At 63.1% G+C, this 15793-nt stretch carries 14 protein-coding genes and 1 riboswitch; of the genes, 9 read left to right on the plus strand and 5 right to left on the minus strand.

The genetic code is table 11. The features are described 5' to 3' along the window. The first annotated feature begins 13 nt into the window (after nt 1-13). Entirely contained in the window at nt 14-700 is a 687-nt protein-coding gene (gene rpe / locus ACZ9W6_RS14155) for a ribulose-phosphate 3-epimerase (protein WP_465191811.1), read from the plus strand. Next, entirely contained in the window at nt 697-1434 is a 738-nt protein-coding gene (locus ACZ9W6_RS14160) for an SDR family NAD(P)-dependent oxidoreductase (RefSeq protein ID WP_465191812.1), read from the plus strand. Before rpe ends, ACZ9W6_RS14160 begins: the two co-directional genes overlap by 4 nt. An 89-nt stretch (nt 1435-1523) precedes the next feature. On the opposite strand, the gene ACZ9W6_RS14165 is transcribed toward ACZ9W6_RS14160, so the two are convergent. After that, entirely contained in the window at nt 1524-2585 is a 1062-nt protein-coding gene (locus ACZ9W6_RS14165) for a hypothetical protein (RefSeq protein WP_465191813.1), read from the minus strand. A gap of 149 nt (nt 2586-2734) precedes the next feature. Between ACZ9W6_RS14165 and ACZ9W6_RS14170 the strand changes: the two genes are divergently transcribed. Further along, complete coding sequence (locus ACZ9W6_RS14170) at nt 2735-3430, plus strand: phosphoglycolate phosphatase (RefSeq protein WP_465191814.1); 696 nt, start codon at nt 2735-2737, stop codon at nt 3428-3430. A 174-nt stretch (nt 3431-3604) separates the two neighbouring features. Continuing rightward, nucleotides 3605-5071 (plus strand): anthranilate synthase component I, encoded by a 1467-nt coding sequence (gene trpE / locus ACZ9W6_RS14175; protein WP_465191815.1) that lies wholly within the window; start codon nt 3605-3607, stop codon nt 5069-5071. A 67-nt stretch (nt 5072-5138) separates the two neighbouring features. Here trpE and ACZ9W6_RS14180 read toward each other — a convergent pair whose 3' ends face one another. From ACZ9W6_RS14180 to ACZ9W6_RS14195, 4 genes are all read right to left on the minus strand, one after another. Continuing rightward, on the minus strand, nt 5139-7949 hold the full coding sequence (locus tag ACZ9W6_RS14180) for a bifunctional diguanylate cyclase/phosphodiesterase (RefSeq protein ID WP_465191816.1): 2811 nt from the start codon (nt 7947-7949) through the stop codon (nt 5139-5141). Continuing rightward, nucleotides 7946-8914: an ABC transporter substrate-binding protein gene (locus tag ACZ9W6_RS14185; protein WP_465191817.1), complete on the minus strand. Its 969-nt coding sequence runs from the start codon at nt 8912-8914 to the stop codon at nt 7946-7948. The genes ACZ9W6_RS14180 and ACZ9W6_RS14185 overlap by 4 nt, the downstream gene beginning before the upstream one ends. A gap of 79 nt (nt 8915-8993) precedes the next feature. Beyond that, complete coding sequence (locus ACZ9W6_RS14190) at nt 8994-10106, minus strand: Card1-like endonuclease domain-containing protein (protein ID WP_465191818.1); 1113 nt, start codon at nt 10104-10106, stop codon at nt 8994-8996. Between the two features lie 63 nt (nt 10107-10169). After that, nucleotides 10170-10742: an RBBP9/YdeN family alpha/beta hydrolase gene (locus ACZ9W6_RS14195; protein WP_465191819.1), complete on the minus strand. Its 573-nt coding sequence runs from the start codon at nt 10740-10742 to the stop codon at nt 10170-10172. Nucleotides 10743-10865: 123 nt separating this feature from the next. Further along, nucleotides 10866-11075, plus strand: a riboswitch (cobalamin riboswitch). Nucleotides 11076-11193: 118 nt separating this feature from the next. On the opposite strand from ACZ9W6_RS14195, the gene ACZ9W6_RS14200 reads away from it, so the two are divergent. Genes ACZ9W6_RS14200 through cbiB form a run of 5 tightly spaced genes read left to right on the plus strand, consistent with a single transcriptional unit; the run spans nt 11194 to nt 15767 of the window. Further along, nucleotides 11194-12210 (plus strand): FecCD family ABC transporter permease, encoded by a 1017-nt coding sequence (locus ACZ9W6_RS14200; protein ID WP_465191820.1) that lies wholly within the window; start codon nt 11194-11196, stop codon nt 12208-12210. After that, nucleotides 12207-12959 carry an ABC transporter ATP-binding protein gene (locus tag ACZ9W6_RS14205; RefSeq protein ID WP_465191821.1) on the plus strand — a complete coding sequence of 251 codons (753 nt, stop codon included), beginning with the start codon at nt 12207-12209 and terminating at the stop codon, nt 12957-12959. The genes ACZ9W6_RS14200 and ACZ9W6_RS14205 overlap by 4 nt, the downstream gene beginning before the upstream one ends. Further along, a complete protein-coding gene (cobO, locus tag ACZ9W6_RS14210; protein WP_465191822.1) occupies nt 12956-13576 on the plus strand; it encodes a cob(I)yrinic acid a,c-diamide adenosyltransferase in 621 nt (206 codons plus the stop codon). The genes ACZ9W6_RS14205 and cobO overlap by 4 nt, the downstream gene beginning before the upstream one ends. A gap of 2 nt (nt 13577-13578) precedes the next feature. Further along, nucleotides 13579-14874: a cobyrinate a,c-diamide synthase gene (locus ACZ9W6_RS14215; protein ID WP_465191823.1), complete on the plus strand. Its 1296-nt coding sequence runs from the start codon at nt 13579-13581 to the stop codon at nt 14872-14874. Then, on the plus strand, nt 14868-15767 hold the full coding sequence (gene cbiB, locus ACZ9W6_RS14220; RefSeq protein WP_465191824.1) for an adenosylcobinamide-phosphate synthase CbiB: 900 nt from the start codon (nt 14868-14870) through the stop codon (nt 15765-15767). Before ACZ9W6_RS14215 ends, cbiB begins: the two co-directional genes overlap by 7 nt. Nucleotides 15768-15793 lie beyond the last annotated feature (26 nt).

Raw genomic sequence — 15793 nt, forward strand, 5'->3', positions numbered from 1 at the left:
CGGATTGCCCGCCATGACCCAGTTCCGTATTGCTCCGTCCATTCTGTCTGCCGACTTTGCCCGTCTGGGCGAGGAAGTGCGCGATGTGATTACCGCCGGTGCCGACATCATCCACTTTGACGTGATGGACAACCACTACGTGCCCAACCTGACCATGGGCCCGATGTTCTGTGAAGCGATTCGCAAGCACAGCAGCGCACCGATCGATGTGCACCTGATGGTCAAGCCGGTAGATGCACTGGCTGCCGCCTTTGCCAAGGCCGGTGCCGACATCATCACCTTCCACCCGGAAGCATCCGAGCACATCGACCGCACCCTGGGCCTGATCAAGGATGCCGGCTGCAAGGCGGGCCTGGTGCTGAATCCGGCCACCTCGCTGAGCTATCTCGATCACGTGATGGACAAGCTGGACATGGTCTTGCTGATGTCGGTGAACCCGGGGTTTGGCGGCCAGAAATTCATCCCGCACACACTGGAAAAAGTGCGTGCCGTGCGCGAGCGCATTGATGCCTACACCGCCAAGCACGGCGGCGAAATCTGGCTGGAAGTCGACGGCGGCATCAAGGTCGACAATATCGCCGAAGTCGCTGCCGCCGGTGCCGACACCTTTGTCGCCGGCAGCGCCATCTACGGCCAGCCGGATTACAAGGCCGTGATCGACGCGATGCGCGCCGAACTGGCCAAGGTTGGCCGCCAATGAACGGTTATCTGATTACCGGTGCATCGCGCGGCCTGGGTGCCGAGCTGGTGGAGCAGGCGCTGGCTGCCGGCAGCCGCGTGGTCGCGATTGCGCGTGACTGCAGCACCCTGCCCGAACATCCGCAGCTTGTCACACTGGAGGCGGATCTTGCCGACAGCAGCCTGCTGCCGCTGATTGCCGAGCGTGCACTGGCCGCCCTCGCCGGCTGCGACAGCCTGACGCTGATCAACAACGCCGGCAGTGTGCAGCCGATTGCCAGTGTCGGCAGCTATCCGGATGGCAGCGCCGAAACGGCACTGCGCCTGAACCTGATCGCCCCGGTGCTGCTGTGCAATGCCTTTATCGCGCTGACGCAAGGTTTTGCCGGCGTGCGCCGCATTCTCAATATTTCGTCGGGTGCCGCCGCCAATGCACTGCCAGGCTGGAGCGTCTACTGCGCCGGCAAGGCCGGGCTGGATCATTTCACCCGCGCGCTGGTACTGGAACAACAGGCTGCAGCCAAGCCCGTGCTGGCGGTATCGCTGTATCCGGGCGTGATCGACACCGGCATGCAAAGCGAAATCCGCAGCGCCGACCCCGCGCACTTCCCCAATCTGCCGCGCTTTACCGCGATGAAGCAGGATGGCGCGCTGTCGACGGCAAGCGCCACCGCAGGTGACATCCTCGCCTATCTGGCCAAGGCCGAGTTTGGCAGCCAGAGCGTCGACGATATCCGCAATCATCGCCAGCGCTGACCTGACTGCCCTGTTGGCGCAGCCATGAAAAAACGGACGCCTTCGCGTCCGTTTTTTTGTGCCCTAAAATCTTTGTTCGGCTCAAACCCTTACGGCTTGGCGGCTACCGTAGCCGAGGCATCTGCCTGCTCGCTATCCGGCTCATCGCCGTCTTCGCTCTCATCAACAGCGCCCCGTTTCCACGGCCATGGCACATCGGCAAAGCGCACCACATTGTCCGCTCCCGGCACGATGGTAAACACCGGCTTGCCATGCGCGCTCAGGCGGGTCACGCCGCCGTAACGGATCATGGTGCCTTCCTTGTCTTGCTGGCTATGCTCTTCGACAATCGCCAACAGTTGGCCGCCACGGCTGACCAGCAGATCGGTCTGGTGGGTCTGCTGCATATTGTCCTGATGATTGCTCAGCAACTTGCCGATCTTGCGCAACACGCGTTTGGCGTCTTCACGCTCGTCGCCATCCGGCACGTATTTCTCGGCCAGACGGTTCATTTCCAGCAACAGCTCGCGGTTGATGCTGGCCATCTCGGCATCACCCAGTTGCACGCGAATCTGATAACTGGCACCCAGCGCCTTCGCTTCCTGGCCCAACGGCTGGAAGGTATAGGCCTTCTGATCGATCGCGTTCTGCAGCTTGCCGGCTATTGTCTGCAGCTCTTGCAGCAAGGCTTTCACCGGCACGGTTTTCACCATTTCGACCGGTGCCTCTACCAGCACCAGCTTGTTGCGCAACTGCGGCACCATCAGATCCAGCAGATTGCCATCCAGCCACAGCTGCATGCTGTCGAGCTTGGCCAGCATCGGTACGCGTACCCAGACACCGGCATGCGGACGGGTGAACTGCAGTGTCGGCACAAATTCGACACGAGCCGTCGGCAGATCCAGCGCACCCTTGAACTCGATACGCAGCGAGCGGGCAATCTCGTTCACCATCTCGTCCTTGGCAAAGCGCCCCACCAGATCGCCTTCCTTGCCGCGAATCACCAGCTCGCGGATACCCACTTCGCCGGCAAAATTGTAGCTGGCCTGCTGGATATTGCTCTGGGTTGCCAGCATGGCGGCTTCCTTCGGTGGCTTGCCCGCCAGCGGGGTGGCGCAAGCCGTCAGCAACAGGGCGGCAGCAGCAAGGCACAGCGGTGTACGCAACTTCAAATCGGTCTCCTGTCCGGAAAATGCCGGATGCAAAAAAGCGGCAGGGTAACAAACTATGCCTTTGGCAACAAGGCGACAGCGCTTGCCGTCCATTGGTATACTGCCCGACATTCTTTCTAGCGGCCCTTGCGGCCAACGTTGTGAAGCCCATGAATTTCAGCCAATGCAAAGCCGTCGCCTTCGACCTCGATGGCACCCTCGTCGATTCGATTACCGATCTGGCCGCCAGCGCCAATGCCATGCGCGAAGCCATGGGCCTGCCGCCACTGGCCGCCGAGCGCATCATGTCCCACGTCGGTGACGGTGTGGCCAGCCTCGTGCATCGCGCGCTGACTGACGAGCGTGACGGCCAGGCCGAGCCGGCCACCTGGGAGCGCGGTTTTGTGCACTTCATCCAGCACTACCGCCAGAACCTGACCACGCATACCCGCATGTATCCGGGCGTGGCCGAGGGCCTGAGCCTGCTGCATAACCACGGCATTCCGCTGGTAGTCATCACCAACAAATCCGAACGTCTGGCCGTGCCGCTGCTGGCCGAGCTGGGCATCGACAGCGCCTTCAGCCTGATTCTCGGCGGTGACACCCTGCCGGAGAAAAAACCGTCGGCGCTGCCGCTGGAGCATGCGGCCAACGTACTGGGCATCCAGACTTCCGAAATGGTGATGGTTGGTGATTCCGAAAACGATATCGCCAGCGCCCGTGCCGCCGGCAGCGGCGCGATTGCCGTCGGCTATGGCTACCGTGCTGCCGACACCCTGGGTGCCGACCTGATTATCGATAGCCTGGTCGAGCTGTACACCGCCATCAGAACCGCCAGCGCGCTGCCACAGGCACATCGCGTCTGAGTCTGCCCGCGGCCAGCCCTGTACGGGCTGGCTGTTTTACGCAAGAATACCCCTGTCAACAACCCGACCTTATCCATCATGAGATTCCTGCCCAATCGTGCCAGCTGGCGATGGCAACGCTAGCACCGCCCCTCGCCCGACATCCGGAAACCGCCTGACACCATTGGACAAGACATGACACCCGATAACTTCGCCACGCTGGCTGCCGCCGGCTACAACCGCATCCCGGTCACCCTCGAACTGTTTGCCGACCTCGACACCCCGCTGTCGGTGTATCTGAAGCTGGCCAACGCGCCCTATTCCTACCTGCTGGAATCGGTCGTCGGCGGCGAGCGCTCCGGCCGTTACTCCTTCATCGGCCTGCCGGCTACCACCCGTCTGCGCGTACAAGCCAATAGCGTGCAGGTGGAATACGGTGACAAGGTAATTGAACGCTTTGACGGCAAGCCGCTGGAGTTCATCGAGCAGTTCAGCCAGCGTTTCCGCACGCCGCCGATTGCCGGCTTGCCGCGTTTCACCGGTGGCCTCGTCGGCTACTTCGGCTACGACACCGTGCGCCATATCGAGAAAAGGTTGGCCGCCACCGAAAAGCCGGATCCGGTCGGCACCCCCGACATGCTGCTGATGCTGTCGGAAGAGCTGGCGGTGGTCGACAATCTGTCAGGCAAGCTCTACCTCGTAGTTTATGCCGACCCGGCCGTGCCGAATGCCCTGCCCAAGGCCGAAGCTCGCCTCGCCCAGCTGCGCCAGCGCCTGCGTGATCCGGTAGCGATTCCGCTGTCACTGCCGGCACAAGAGCAGACCCAGGCCGTATCCGAATTCGGCGAAGAAGCCTTCAAGCAGGCAGTTGGCGAGGCCAAGCAATACATTCTGGATGGCGACATCATGCAGGTGGTACTGGCTCAGCGCATGAGCATGCCGTTTGCCGAGTCGCCGCTGGCACTGTATCGCGCGCTGCGCAGCCTGAATCCGTCGCCGTATATGTTCTTCTATCACTTCGACGACTTCCACGTGGTTGGTGCCTCGCCGGAAATCCTGGTGCGCCGCGAGAACGAAACCGTCACCGTGCGCCCGATTGCCGGCACCCGTCCACGCGGCAAGACCCGCGAAGAGGATCTGGCGCTGGCCGATGACCTGCTGGCCGACCCGAAAGAGATCGCCGAGCACGTGATGCTGATGGATCTTGGCCGCAACGACATCGGCCGAGTGGCTGACACCGGCAGCGTGAAGATTACCGACAATATGGTGATCGAACGCTATTCGCATGTGATGCACATCGTGTCCAGCGTCGAAGGCATCGTGAAGCCCGAGGTGTCGAATATCGACATCCTCAAGGCCACCTTCCCGGCCGGCACCCTGTCCGGTGCGCCGAAAGTGCGCGCGATGGAAATCATCGACGAATACGAGCCGACCAAGCGCGGCATCTACGGTGGCGCAGTCGGCTATCTGGGCTTTAGCGGCGATATGGATCTGGCCATCGCCATCCGTACTGCCGTGATCAAGAACGAAGTGCTGTATGTGCAGTCCGGCGCCGGCGTGGTGGCCGACTCGGTACCGCAGTCCGAATGGGAAGAAACCCAGAACAAGGCGCGGGCCGTGGTACGTGCCGCCCAGCTGGTGCAACAGGGTCTGGATGCCTGATTGATCGTTGCCAGGCTCACGAACAAGGCCGCCCGCGGGCGGCCTTGTTCATTGCAGCGCACAATACTTATCTTGCGGCCAACCATGCCTCCAGATCGACAGCCGGCATCGGCCGCGCAAACAGATAGCCCTGCATCTGGTTGCAGCCCAGCTGCTGCAGCAAGGCCTGCTGCGCTTCGTCTTCCACCCCTTCGGCGATGGTCGCAAACTCCAGCGACTGCGCCAGCCGCACGATAGCCTCGACTATCGCTACGCCACGCTGGCCGGTAGCCAGATCGCGCACAAAACTCTGGTCTATCTTCAGCCGGTCTACCGGAAAATGCCGCAGATAGTTGAGCGAGGAATAACCGGTACCGAAATCGTCAATCGACAGATGCACGCCGAGCTTGTGCAGGCCATGCATCACCGCCAGCGCCTCGGTCGGCTTGTCCAGCACCAGACTCTCGGTGAGTTCCAGCTCCAGCACGCCGGGGCTTAGCTGGTATTTCAGCAATGCGGTGGCGATCTGCTCGAGCAGATCTGCCTGACGGAACTGCATGGCCGACAGGTTGACCGCCACCAGCGGCACCGGCACGCCTTGCTGCTGCCACTGCACCATCTGCTGCAGGGCATGATCCAGCACCCAAGCACCCAGCGGAATGATCAGCCCGCTCTCTTCGGCAAAAGGAATGAACTCGCCCGGCGGCACGAGGCCTCGCTGCGGATGCCGCCAGCGCACCAGCGCCTCGACACCAGCCAGGCTGCCATCCGGATAACACTGCGGCTGGTAGTACAGCACCAGCTCGTCATTGCTGATCGCCTGACGCAAGTCGGAATCCAGCTGCAGGCGCGCCACGGTGCGTTGCTGCATTTGCGGACGGAAAAAGCGGAAAGTATGGCGACCTTCTTCCTTGGCACGGAACAGCGCGACATCGGCAGCACGCAGCAATTCCTGCAAGATATCGCCGTCACCCGGTGCCATTGCCACGCCAATAGAGGCGGTCACCACCAGCGCATAGCCGCCCAGCTGATAAGGCTCGGACAGCGACTGCAAGGCCTTTCCGGCCCAGTCGGCCGCCTCGCCCTCGCTGACATCCGGCATCAGCACGATGAACTCGTCGCCACCGGCCCGCGCCACCGTGTCCTTGCCACCCAGCAAGTCCTCCAGCCGCTGTGCCACCAGTTGCAGCAGCTGGTCACCCACAGCGTGACTGAGGCTGTCATTGATATGCTTGAACTGGTCAAGATCGATAATCGCCAAGGCCAGCGTCGTCCCTTCATGCTTGCACAAGGACAAGGCCTTGGCCGCATGATCGGCCAGCATGGCGCGATTGGGCAGACCGGTCAGTACATCGTAATAGGCCAGCCGCTGGATGAAGCTTTCGGCTTCCTTTTGCCCGCTGATATCGCTGAAAACGCTGATGTAATGCGTCACATCACCCTGCTCGTCACGAATTTCGGTGATCGACTGCCACTCGGGGAAAATGGTGCCATCCTTGCGCCGGTTCCAGATCTCGCCCTGCCAGACACCCAACTTGGCAATCTGCACCCACATTTCACTGTAAAAGCGTGCATCGTGGCGGCCCGAGGCCAGTACCGACGGTTTTCTGCCGAGTACCTCTTCTCGGCTAAAACCGGTCACCCGGCTAAAGGCCGGATTCACATCGATGATGATGCGCTCGGCATTGGTCAGCAGAATGCCGTTATGCGTGGCCTGAAAAACCTTGCGCCACAACAGCAAGGCCTGGGTGTCACGCTGGCGACTACTCACATCACGCGACAGCACCAGACAGTGCCCGCTGTGATCATCATCGATTTTCGCTACCGACAACTCAAACCAGCGCTCGCTATTGCCAAACGGCAGGCAGATCAGCTCGCCGGCCGAACGTCCTTCACGCAGTGCTTGCCGCAAGGTGCGAATGACGGTTTCGGCGGCTGCGGCCGGCATCAGCTCTTTGACATTTCTGCCCAGCAATTGCTCGCGGGTGGCAATCAGGCCATCGCCGGCCACGCCCGCCCAGACCTCGATATAGCGGCCATCGCCATCCATCTCGAACAGCAAATCCGGCACGGCCTGCAACATACTGTTGCGCTGGATCAGCAAGTCGGACGCCAGCTTTTCGCGCTCGGCCAGCTGACCGAGCGCCTGCTGCAATTTACCGGCCATATCATGCAACACCCGGCCCAGCTCGCGGATTTCGCTACTGCCACCCACCAGAAAATCGGCCAGCTGCCCCGGCTCGCCAAACTTCTTTACCGCCTGCTCCAGCCTGGCCAGTGGCCGCAGTGCCTCGCGCTGCAATACCCAGTACATCAGCAACACCAGCACAATCAGCAAAATGGCCGGCCATTGCAGCACACTGCGGATTTGCTGTCTGATCAGCTCGTTTTGCTGGCGCAGATCATATTCGACAATCAGCAAATGTTTGTCTTGCCCGCGCAAACTGCCTACCGGCAACTCGAGTACCGGCTCGTAGGCCATCATCACCCAGCTCTGCTGGCTCTCGACTGATTCGTGCCACTGCGCCAGCCGGCCGCTGCGGGTCTCGCGCACCAGGGCAGCCGGGATGTCCGGCCGCAGCGCAGGCTTGCCGGCTGCATTGCGGCTGAACAGTATCTTGTCCTCACCATCCAGCACCCACACTGCCGTCAAACGCGGGTCAAGCTGCATCAGTGCCATTTCCAGCTGCACGCTACCGCCATGCAAGCTGCTTTCGGCCAGATGCAAAACTAGGCGGCTGGCCTCGCGCATCGCATCCTGCTGCATATCGTCATGCTCGGCCTTCAGTCGCAAATGGATTGCCAATCCGTACACGCCCACCAGCGTCAAGGACAGCGCCAGCGCCACCAGCATGGGCAGCAACCAGCGCAGCGGCAGTTTTTCCGGCAACAAGGTCATGCTTTCACCCAGTCTGCGCGTGCAAGGCCGGCAATCTCGGGATGATGATTGATCAGGCCACCGTTTTCCATCAGCGCTGCAAGGTTGCCGGCCAGTTGCTCCAGCTTGCTGTTCTTGCCTTCCAGCCAGGCGCGGTTGGCCGCAAGGTCAGGCAGGGTCATTGCTGCAAATACCTTGTCGGTCTGCATGGCAGACAAGTTCATGCTGCCAGCCAGATAGTTTTGCACTTCGGGCCGATTGCGTATGGCCAGCGCGTCAAAATGCGCCTTGACCAGCATGGCAATGGCGCGGCTTTGCAGCGTCAATGCCTCCTCGCGCACTGCCAGCACATCAATGATCTGCCCGGGGATGTCGGCACTACTGAAGCGCAGCTCGGCGCCGGCCTCCAAAAGCCGGCTCGCCACCGGCTCCATGGTAATCATTGCATCGACATTACCCTGGCGAAAGGCCAGCTCCTGCCTATCCAGCATCACCGGTACCGTTTGTATCTCGCCCGGTTTCAGGCCCGCCTTTTTCAGCATCGCATGCAGCATCACCGCACCAACTGCCGTCTGCTCGACCCCGATACGCTTGCCGCGCAAGCCCGACAAGCTGCTGATTTCCGGCTTGGTCAACAGCACGTCGGCGCCAAATGACTCGTCCAGCACCGCCACCACACGCAGGCGCACGCCTTCGGCCAGCAGGGTAATCACCTCATCCAGCGTCAGGCAAGCTGCCTCCAGCGAGCCGGCTGCCAGCGCATTCATGCTGGCTGAAGAGGAAGGCATGCGCACGATACGCACGGACTCGGGTGGCATCATGCCGCGCTCGGCCGCCCATTCGATAAACAGATAACCCGGCCAGCCATTGCTGCCGACCCGCAGCAAGGGTTCGGGGCTGCTGCAGGCGGTAGTGGCCAGCAAGGGGCTGGCCAGCATCAGGCTGATGATCTGGCGGCGGCTTAATATCGGGTTGATGAGGCTCATGCTGTGGCCCGGGCAGTCATTACATACATAAAGTATAGAATCATCGGCCCGACTTAAAACTGCGTCAAAACAAACTTGATTACGGGCAGCACAGCCATTCCTGCAAATAGGCGGCCGCCTGCGGCAACTGCGCGCCGTAGAGCATGGCGATGCCCTGTACTTGGGCGCGACCGGCCTCGCTCTCGGTTGGCGGGTAGAGGCTGGCCAGCATGGCGCGCGCGTGCAGGCCGCCAAGATTGGCCGCACTGTCGAGTTTGAACAGATTGTCCAGCCCGACGCCACGCTGATGATGGCTGGTTGGTGCGACCGTCTTGCACTCCACCAGATAGAGGTGGTTATTACAGAGGATGGCCACGTCATACTCGTTTTCCACGCCGTTGTGACTGATCTTCACCCCGACAGCCGCATCGCTGATCGGCAGAATGGCGGCAAGACTGGCCACCTGCGCCAGCATCCACACCTCCAGCCAGCCACCGGCCAGAAAGAATCTGGCGCGCGCATCATTGCACCGCACATGGCCGCCTTCATTGACATTGACGAGGCCGCATTGCTCCAGCCACTCGCGCAAGCTGCCCTCGCCCGGCGGCAAGCTTTTCTCGCTGTACTGCGCCGCGTCTATCTCGTTGCACAGGCGGTTAAGCAGTGACAGATCGCGCGGATGGCTAGCGGCACGGCTGGCCAGCGCGGCGGCCAAGGTTTCGTAATGCGGATTGCGCCGCTGCAGGCGATAGTGCATCGCCAGCACGCTGCTGCCGTACAGACCAAAGTAGCCTTCGAGCGACAAGCCATCGGCAATCTCGCTGCCGTTATGCAACGGACTGTGCTCGCCGCCGCTGAGCCAGATCAGCCGGTCATGGCGCGGCTCGACACTCATCACCGGCAAATGGCGCTGGCGTGCAAGCTCGTAGGCAAATGCCGCCTGAACCGGTGTGGCGGCACTGATATTGAAGGTCACCGCGCCCTGGATCAGCTCGGTCAGGCGTTGGCGCAAGGCTAAAGGCTGGCTGTCGGGTGGCAGGATGATGACCGAGGCAGTCAGATGCAGATTGCGGCACACCGCCGCGATATCGTAGGCCAGCGCCAGATCATCACGCTGGCACAGCAAGGACACGCGCTGGATGCCGAAGCGGCTATCAAGCGCCGGGGTGATGATGTCGCTGGCGACATGGCTGACAAAGGCAAGCAGATGCATGGCAACTCCCGAAGGTTAATCCGGATTCTGCCAGCCTCTGCCTTTGCGGCCAACCTTCTGTCATCAGGCAGCGCTGCGCTGGCGCGCCCTGACCTCGTCGAGCAAAAGCGCCAGCTGCGACAAGCCTTCCAGCCACTGATGATGGCCGGAGGCGATATTGATGTGGCCGGCCTCCAGCAACCAGTGCAGCGGCACCTGCCACAGACTGGCCATGCGTACCGAACGCAAGGGCAGGCTGAACGGGTCATCATCACTGGCTACCACCCGCGCCGGGAAAGGCAGGCTCAGTGACGGCAGCGGGGCAAACGGGCGCAGTGCTGCCGGAGCACTGGCACGCTCGACATCGGCCGGTGCCACCAGCAAGGCACCGGCAATCTTGTTGCCGTAGCGCGCGGCATGATGCGCCACTGTGGCGCAGCCGAGGCTGTGGGCAATCACGATCACCGGCTTGTCGGCCGCATTGATTTCGGCATCCAGCGTCGTCAGCCAGTCGTCCAGCTGCGGGGTTTCCCAATCGTGATTGGCCGGACGGCGAGCACCCAGCAGGCTCTGCCAATGGCTTTGCCAGTGGCCGGCCGGCGAATCGCGCCAGCCGGGCTGGATGATGAAATGAAAGTCTTGCCAATGGCTGTGCATGATGCGCCTCACTGAAGGTTTTTCTGCACAATAAGGCACAATGCATATTTCTAAAAATAATGCTTTTTTGTTTTTATATAATTGCAAGAAATATAAATGCCAGCCGGCCAGCGCGGGCTTCTGGTAAAATTGCCGCCTTCTGGTGCCGGCCTTTGGCCGGTTAAACGGGAAGCAGGACAAGCCTGCGCTGCCCCCGCAACGGTGTATTGCCCTGCGGCCACTTTCAAGGTTGGCCGCAAGCGAGCATTCGACCCGTGCATTGCCACTGCCCTCAGGCGGGAAGGCGCACGGTGTGCAATCAGCCCGGAGACCGGCCAGAGACAGACACGCAACACGACAAGCGTGCCTGCATGGATGCGGCCCCGGCGGCCGCCCGGACAACTGTTGCGGCGGGCGACAGACGGTCAGCCCCCTGCCCGTTTGCCGTGCGCCATCCTGGTCACACACGCACATGCTTATTTCTTCGCCGCCCCGCCCTGCGGCCAACCTTCCGCCACAACTGGTCTTGCTGATACTGCTGCTGGCCAGCGCCGGCTCCTTGCTGCTGGCCGCTGCCACCGGCTCGGTGCCACTGGGCCTCGCCGATATCTGGGCCAGCCTCAGCGGCCATGGCAACACTCTCAGCGATACCCTGCTGCAACTGCGCCTTGAACGCGCACTCGTAACCTGGTGTTGTGGCGCATCACTGGCACTCGCCGGCCTGCTGATGCAGTCGTTGCTGCGCAACCCGCTGGCCGACCCTTACGTGCTGGGCGTCTCCGGCGGCGCCGCCGTCGGTGCGCTGACCGCGCTGTGGCTGGGTCTGGCCGCCTGGCAGGTGGATGCCGCCGCCGGCAGCGGTGCGCTGGCCGTTTCCGCCTTGCTGTTTTTGCTGTCGCGCCGCGACTTTGGCAGCAATAGCGCCACGCTGCTGTTGCTGCTGACCGGCGTCTTGCTGTCTACCGCCTGCGGCGCGCTGATTTCGCTGCTGCTGACCATCGCGCCCGAAGGCAAGCTGCGCGGCATGGTGTTCTGGCTGATTGGCGATCTGTCCGGCAGCCCGCTGCAGCTGTGGCCGTGGCTGGTACTCGGCGTCGCCTTGCTGCTGGCACTGTGGCAGGCGCGCGCCATCAATCTGCTGGCCATGCATGGCGACCACGCCGCCACCCTCGGCGTCAACAGCGGCCCGCTGCGCCGCCTGCTGCTATTACTGTCGGCCTGCCTGACCGCCAGCGCCGTCAGCCAGGGCGGCAGCATCGGCTTTGTCGGCCTGATGGTGCCGCACGGCTGCCGCCTGCTGCTGGGGCCGGACCTGCGCTACCTGTTGCCCGCCAGCCTGTTGGCCGGCTCTACCCTGCTGGTACTGGCCGATACCATGGCGCGCACCGTCGTTGCGCCCATGCAGTTGCCGGTCGGCGTGATTACCGCGCTGATCGGCGTGCCGGTGCTGTTCTGGCAATTGAATCGCGCAAGACGGAGGCTGGCATGATGCTGCAAGTACACCAACTCGCCATCCGCCAGGGCGAGCGCCAGTTATTGCTGGATCTGGACTGGCAAGTCGCCGCCGGCGAAGTGTGGTGGCTGGCCGGCCGCAACGGCTGCGGCAAGAGCACGCTGCTGGCCACCTTGGCCGCCAGACGCCCCGCCCGGCATGGCGACATCCGCCTGCATGGCGAAGCGCTCAGCCGGCTGTCGCCGCTGCAACGCGCACAGCAACTGGCGCTGCTGCCGCAGCACAGCCACGATGCTTTTGACTACCGCGTCTGCGACCTGCTCTTGGCCGCCCGCTACCCGTGGCCGGACGCCGGCGACAACCTCGCCCGGCTGGATGCCGCGCTGGACGCCTTCGACCTCGCCCACCTCGCACGCCGCCCCTTGCAGGCGCTGTCCGGTGGCGAGCGCCAGCGCGTGGCCATGGCCGGGGTGATGATGCAGGACAGCGCGCTGATTTTGCTCGACGAGCCGACCAACTCGCTGGATCTCGCGCATCAGGCCGCGCTGCAACAACAAATCCGCCGCTGGCAAGCCGCCGGCAAGGCCATCATCGTGGTCAGCCACGATCTGGTATTTGCCCCGGCCATTGCCAGCCACGCCCTGCTGCTGGATGGCATGGGCGGCCACAGCCAGTACCCGCTGGCCGATTTGCCAGCCGACAGCCTTGCCGCCGTGCTTGGCTATCCGCTGACCCGACTCACCCACGCAGGCCAGACCTGCTTCCTGCCAGGAAAACAATCATGAGCACCCAACACGACGATCAGGGCCGTAACGAACGCCACAATGCCCGCATGGCCCGCAAAAAAGCGCTGATGGACGAACGCATTGCCGCGGCTAACCAGAACCGTGGCGTTTTCATCGTCAACGGCGGCAACGGCAAGGGCAAAAGCTCCAGCGGCTTTGGCATGGTGATGCGCGGCCTCGGTCACGAGATGAAAGTCGGCGTGATCCAGTTCATCAAGGGCGCGATGTCTACCGGCGAAGAAAAATTCCTGCGCCGCTTCCCTGACGAAGTGCAGTTCTACGCCATGGGCGAGGGCTACACCTGGGACACGCAAGACCGCGAGCGCGACATGCAAAAAGCTGCCGAAGCCTGGGCCAAGGCGCGCGAGATGCTGCAAGACGAAAGCATCGGCCTCGTGCTGCTGGACGAACTGAACATCGCGCTGAAATTCAAATACCTCGACATCAACGAAGTACTGGCCGACATCGCCGCCCGCCCGATCGACCAGCACGTCATCGTGACTGGCCGTGGCGCGCCGCAAGCCATCATCGACGCCGCCGACACCGTCACCGAAATGACGCTGATCAAGCACGCCTTCCACGCTGGCGTTGCCGCCCAGCCCGGCATCGAGTGGTAAGCATGAGCTGCAAAGCCCTGCTCCTTTCCGCCATTGCCTCCGGCCAGGGCAAAACCACCATCACCGCGGCACTGGCGCGCAAGCTGGCCCGCAGCGGCCAACGTGTGCGCGTCTTCAAGACCGGCCCCGACTTTATCGACCCGATGCTGTTGGCCGCAGCCTGCGGCAGCGGTGTCGATGTGCTGGACTTGTGGATGTGCACCGAAGCGCAGTGTCAGGCGCTGCTGGCCGAGGCCGCGCGCGAGTGCGATTACCTGCTGATTGAAGGCGTGATGGGCCTGTACGACGGCAAGCCATCGAGTGCCGATCTGGCAAAACACTTCGGTGTGCCGGTGCTGGCGGTGCTCGATTGCAGCGCCATGGTCGGCACCGCGCTGGCGATTGCCCGTGGCCTGCGCGATCACGGCAACTTGCCGTGGGCAGGCATGCTCGCCAATCGCGTGGCAAGCGCAGGCCATGCCGACATGATCCGCGCCTGCGGCACTGCGGACTTGCCGGTCGTCGGCTGCCTGCCACGGCAGGCCGAATCGCTGCCTGAGCGTCACCTCGGCCTGCACCTGCCGTCCGACCTGCCGGATCTGGCGGCGCGGCTGGATCAACTCGCCGACGCGCTGGTGCTGGATGATGCGGTGCTGGCAAATCTGCCGGTATTCGCGCCAGCTGCTATCAAGCTGCCCGCGCTGCCGCCGCTATTGGCCGGCAAGACCATTGCCATTGCGCGTGATGCAGCATTTGCCTTCATCTATGCGGCCAACCTGCGCACGCTGGCCGGCATGGGCGCGCAGCTTGCCTTCTTCTCGCCGCTGGCTGACGAAGCGATTCCGGCCGAGGCGGACGCGCTGTGGCTGCCCGGCGGCTACCCCGAGCTGCACGGCACAACGCTCGCCGGCAACCAGCAATGGCGCGCCAGCGTGCAGGCCTTTGCCGCCGCCGGCAAACCGGTGTGGGCCGAATGTGGCGGCATGATGGCCTTGACCGAGCGCCTGATCGACACGGACGGCCAGGATTACGCCATGGCCGGCGTGTTGCCGGGCACGGTCAGCATGGGCAAGAAACTCGCCGCACTGGGCAGCCAGGCTTGGCCGCATGCAGCCGGCGAATTGCGCGGCCACACCTTCCACTATTCAAGCTTTGCCACGCCGCTGACACCCATCAGCCAGTGCCAGCGCAAGGATGGTCGCGACGGTGGCGAGGCGGTGTATCGCGTCGGCAGCGTGCAGGCGAGCTACTTCCACGCCTATTTCGCCAGCCAGCCGGCTGCCGCCGCCGCGCTATTCTTGCCGGAGGCCGCATGCTGAGTCTCAGCCTGCAGCTGGCTGCCGGCCTGCTGCTCGACCGCATCCTTGGCGAGCCGCGCCGCTGGCATCCGCTGGTCGGCTTTGGCCGTGCGGCCAACCTGGTCGAGCGCACGCTCAATGCAGGGCACGGCAAAATCCTGCGCGGCCTGCTGGGCTGGGCGCTGCTGGTCTTGCCTTTGCCCTTGCTGCTGTGCTGGCTGCTGGCGCAGCTGCCTGCCATGTTGGCCGCAGTCTTGAGCGTGCTGGTGCTGTACTTCACCCTGGGGCGGCAAAGCCTGATCGAGCACACGCGGCCGATCTGTGATGCGCTGTTGCAAGGCAAGTTGGCCGAGGCACGTGCACTGACCATGCGCATTGTCAGCCGCGATCTGAACGACGCCGACGACACCGCCGTCACCCGCGCCGCCTGCGAATCACTGCTGGAAAACGGCCACGATGCGGTATTCGGCGCGCTGTTCTGGTTTGCCATCGGCGGCGCACCGGCGGCGCTCGCCTATCGCTTTGCCAACACGCTGGACGCGATGTGGGGCTACCGTAACGAACGCTTCGAGCAGTTCGGCAAGGTCGCCGCCCGCGCCGATGATGTGCTGGGCTACCTCCCCTCGCGCCTGACGGCGCTGGCTTATGCGCTGGCCGGCAGCACGCGCGAGGCGCTGGCCTGCTGGCGCGAACAAGCCCCCAAGTGGGACAGCCCCAACGCCGGGCCGGTGATGGCTGCCGGGGCCGGTGCGCTGGAAATCCGCCTCGGCGGTGCCGCCACCTATCACGGCCAACTGGAAGCACGGCCTGACCTTGGCTGTGGCCATCACCCGCGTGCCGGCGACATTCGCCGCGCCGGCCGGCTGCTGGACCGCGCCATCGTGATCTGGCTGCTGTGCGCCCTGCCATTCTGAGCAAGCTTCCCGACCAACAAATGCCG

Source organism: Vogesella lacus (assembly GCF_979366295.1).